Below are 3,608 nucleotides of genomic sequence, written 5' to 3'. Positions count from 1 at the left end.
CGCTGCTCGCCTCCCCCGAGCCCCGGGCCCTGGATCTGGCCCGCCGGGAGCTGTGGGTGGCGCTGCCGACTCTCGCGGTGGCGTGGAAGACCCGTTCTCTGGGAGGGACCGTCGTGGCGGGAATGCTCCTGTACTGGCTGGCGGGCCTCATGGGGTGAGGGCCGGCCTCTTCCGGTTCTGTTCCGATCCGTAAGGGTTCGCGCAGCCCGTGAGCGTTCGTCGATGCGGCCGTGTCACCCGCAGGGGCGCACAGCGTGCTCCCCCGCGCTCCCGGCCCCCGGGGTTCGCCCCCGGCGGCTCAACCCACGCGAGCCGGACGAGCACCCCTTTTCCCGGCTCCGCCCGCTGGGGCAGACGTACCCCGTGCCGCGAGACCTTCTAAAGTCACCCGCCCACAGGCCGATACGTGGCAGTGCCCCGGCGGGTGCCGGGAATCACGTCTCCAGGGCCTGGGAAATTCCTCCCGCGCCCTGTGCAAAGAGGAGGTATGTGCCATGGAAAGGAATCACCGCTACGTTGCGATGGCCCTGGGGGCCGTCCTGTGCGCTGCGAGCGCCGGAGCCGCGCAGTGGAAGGAGGTCAACGCGGTCCAGGTCAAGGCGCTCATGGACGCCGGGGGGACCACCGTCGTCAACCCCCTGAGCCGCATCGAGTTCAACGATCTCCACATCGCGGGGTCCGTCAACATCGCGCCCCACGAGCTCGAGGCCAAGCTCCCCTCCGACAAGGGAGCGGCGCTCGTCTTCTACTGCCTCGGCATGAAGTGAGTGGCCGCCCCCGAAGCCGCCAGTCTGGCGGTGAGCCTGGGCTACACCAACGTCCACTGCTTTCGCGGCGGCCTCCCGGACTGGATCCAGGCGGGCTACCCCGTGGAGAGCACCGAGAAGCTGCCCAAGGCCGACGTGCCCGACGTGGTGCCCGCGGAGCTCAAGGGGCTCCTGGACGGCGGGCAGGCCGTCGTGCTCCTGGACATCCGCCCCTCCTCGGAGGTAGCCAAGTACCGCATCGCGACGCCCGCACGCCTCCACATTCCCTTCGACCAGCTCACCGAGCGCGCCGGAGAGATTCCCGGAGAACGCCGGGTGGTGGTCCTCGACGTGAACGGCCGCCGATCTCCCCTGGCGGGCCGGTACCTTGCGGCGCGCGGCCTCTCCGAAGTGGCCAAACTCCAGGGCGGCATGGAGCGTTGGCTCAAGGAGGGGATGCCGGTCGACACGTCGTCCCAGTGAGCGGCGGCTACCCGCCGCGGAGAGTCTTCCATGCTCGATCGCCTGCGCATTGCACCAAAGCTCCTCATCGGTTTTGGCGTCGTCCTGGTCCTGCTCGTGGGCATCGCGGCGTTCGGTCTGCGCTCTGCGGGCGAGATTCGGGGCATGACCCGCCAAGTGAAGGAGCGCGACTTCCAGGTCGCGGTGGCGGTGGTGGACCTCGCCAACGCCGCCCAGCGGGTGCAGTTCGAGCTCGCCGCCGCGGCGGAGTCCGCCTCCCCGGAGGCCCTGGAGAGGGCGCGGGACGGCGGCGAGAAGATTCGGGAACGGGCGTCGGCGGTGCGCAGCCGCCTTCCTCCGGAGGGGCCCCTCTCGGGGCACCTGGCGGCCTTCGAGACCGCCTTTGCCCGGTCCTTCGACCGCGGCCGCGAGGCCGCCGCCTTCGCCATCGACCAGGAGATGCTCGACTTCATCCGGGTGCGCAATGAGTATGCGGCGGAGCTCCAGGGCTTCGAGAAGGCGCTGGCGGCGATGCGCGAGGGCTCCAGCGCCGCCCTGTACGAGACCCTGGGCCACATCGAAGAGGTCTCCACGCGGACAACCTCCATCACCGGCTGGTTCTCCGCCGCCGGCGTACTGCTGGGCGTCTTCATCGCAACCTGGATCGGGCGGCGCATCGCCACCCCCGTGCGCCACCTGGAGCACCGCCTGCGGGACATCGCGGAGGGCGAGGGCGACCTTACCCTGCGCGTCCCCGTGACCACCCGGGACGAGGTGGGCGAGGCCGCCCGGTGGTTCAACCTCTTCGTGGAGAAGATCCAGACCCTGGTGGGGCACGCCACCGAGAACTGCCAGGTGGTGGCCTCCTCGGCGGGGCAGCTCGCGGCCACCGCCCAGGAGCTCCGGGCGGGGGCGGGAGAGCAGGCGCGGCAGGTGCAGGAGGTCGCCACCGCGGTGGCGGAGATGTCCACCACCAACGACGACGTGGCCCGCAACGCGGCCTCCACCGCCCAGGTCTCCAGCCGGGTGCGGGAGCGGGCGGAGCACGGCCAGGGCGTGGTGCGGCGCACGGAAGAGGGAATGCAGGCGGTAGCCGAGACCGTCCGGACCATCTCCGGCGCCGTGGAGGAGCTCGGGGCGAGCTGCGAAGAGATCGGGTCGATCCTCACGACCATCGACGACATCGCCGACCAGACGAACCTCTTGGCGCTCAACGCGACCATCGAGGCCGCCCGGGCGGGGGAGCAGGGCCGGGGCTTCGCGGTGGTGGCGGACGAGGTGCGAAAACTCGCCGAAAAGACGGGCCGGGCCACGGGGGAGATCTCCCGGATGATCGGCAAGCTGCGGGCGGATACCCGAAGGTCTCTCGACGCCATGCGTCAGGGGCTGGAGCAGACCGATGCAGGCGTGGCGCTGGCCGCCCAGGCCCGGGAAGCGCTGGGCGAGATCCTCTCGGTCTCCGACTCGGGCCTGGAGATGGCGCGGATGATCGCCGCCGCCGCGGAAGAGCAGTCGGCCGTGTCGCGGCAGGTCGTGGAGAACGTGGAGGCCATTGCCGGGGTGGCGCGCTTCACGGAGGGTGCGGTGGGCGAGATCACCGGGGCGGCCGACCGGCTGGCCGGGCTCTCGGCCCAGCTCCAGGACGTCCTCGGACGCTTTCGGATCGAGAGCCACGGTTGATGGCCCCGACCGAAGGCCCTCAGTCCACCCCCAGGAAGGGGTAGCGGCGCAGCTCTTCCCGGGTCCAGAGGGAGAGGCCCGCCCGGCCGCCCACGGTCTCCACCGCCACCACCGCGTCGGGGTCGTCGAAGGTGATGCGGCCGGGGCGGCCCCGGGCCTCGAGGGCCTCCATCAAGACGGCGTCGAGGACGTGCTCCTCTTCGAGACTCGAGAGGGCCTTCTTGAAGCCGCGGCGGTGCATGCGCACGTGGAACGACTTTCCCTCCAGGGCCGGGGCCCAGACGAGCACGGCTTCACGGGCCCGCGCCTCGAACTCCTCCCGGGATTGGAACCCGAAGGTCGCCCGGCACACCATCATCCGGCTCACGGTGTTGCGAAGCCCGGGCTCGGCCTCGAGGCGGCGGGCGAAGTCCGCGAGGAAGGCGTCGGGGTCGGCCAGGCGCACCGCGAGCACGTTGTAGTACCCCGTGCGCCCCACGGCCCCCCAGGGCTCCAGGAGGCGCAGGGCGGCCCGAAACTCCCCCTCGCCGGCGCACGCCACGGCGTTCCAGTCGGACACCGGATCGGGTCGTGCCGTCATCGCTTTTTCCAATGAAACACGAGCTTGCCCCCGAAGTGCCCCAGGAGCACCGCCGGGACCATGGCGAGGAAGATGAGGCCGGCGTAGAGAAAGCGCAGGGGGCTCCCGCCGAGGAAGAGGTCCGGCGCCGCGAGCCGCAG

At 71.2% G+C, this 3,608-nt stretch carries 5 protein-coding genes; 4 read left to right on the top strand and 1 reads right to left on the bottom strand.

The annotated features are described in order from the left end of the window. The first annotated feature begins 2 nt into the window (after positions 1 to 2). The 4 genes from AB1578_21325 to AB1578_21310 all read left to right on the top strand — a co-directional run bounded on the left by AB1578_21325 (position 3) and on the right by AB1578_21310 (position 2,888). On the top strand, positions 3 to 158 hold the full coding sequence (locus AB1578_21325) for an AzlD domain-containing protein (GenBank protein ID MEW6490439.1): 156 nt from the start codon (positions 3 to 5) through the stop codon (positions 156 to 158). Positions 159 to 494: 336 nt separating this feature from the next. Further along, a complete protein-coding gene (locus AB1578_21320) occupies positions 495 to 767 on the top strand; it encodes a rhodanese-like domain-containing protein (protein ID MEW6490438.1) in 273 nt (90 codons plus the stop codon). Continuing rightward, complete coding sequence (locus AB1578_21315; GenBank protein ID MEW6490437.1) at positions 768 to 1,229, top strand: rhodanese-like domain-containing protein; 462 nt, start codon at positions 768 to 770, stop codon at positions 1,227 to 1,229. A gap of 30 nt (positions 1,230 to 1,259) precedes the next feature. Beyond that, the gene (locus AB1578_21310; GenBank protein MEW6490436.1) at positions 1,260 to 2,888 is read left to right on the top strand and encodes a methyl-accepting chemotaxis protein; all 1,629 of its coding nucleotides are present in this window, start codon (positions 1,260 to 1,262) and stop codon (positions 2,886 to 2,888) included. A gap of 19 nt (positions 2,889 to 2,907) precedes the next feature. Here the strand turns inward: AB1578_21310 and AB1578_21305 are convergent, their stop codons facing one another. Beyond that, a complete protein-coding gene (locus tag AB1578_21305) occupies positions 2,908 to 3,468 on the bottom strand; it encodes a THUMP domain-containing protein (GenBank protein ID MEW6490435.1) in 561 nt (186 codons plus the stop codon). Positions 3,469 to 3,608: the final 140 nt, after the last annotated feature.

It is taken from the genome of Thermodesulfobacteriota bacterium (assembly GCA_040756475.1).
Classification (GTDB): domain Bacteria; phylum Desulfobacterota; class Deferrisomatia; order Deferrisomatales; family JACRMM01; genus JBFLZB01.
The sequence above is the reverse complement of the archived record's forward strand: the minus strand, read 5'-3'. Positions and strand labels throughout refer to the sequence as shown.

Excerpts from the sequence above, each read along its gene's own strand:
- AB1578_21310 (MEW6490436.1), top strand. The coding sequence starts at position 1,260 with ATGCTCGATCGCCTGCGCATTGCACCAAAGCTCCTCATCGGTTTTGGC.
- AB1578_21305 (MEW6490435.1), bottom strand. The coding sequence starts at position 3,468 with ATGACGGCACGACCCGATCCGGTGTCCGACTGGAACGCCGTGGCGTGC.
- AB1578_21320 (MEW6490438.1), top strand. The coding sequence starts at position 495 with ATGGAAAGGAATCACCGCTACGTTGCGATGGCCCTGGGGGCCGTCCTG.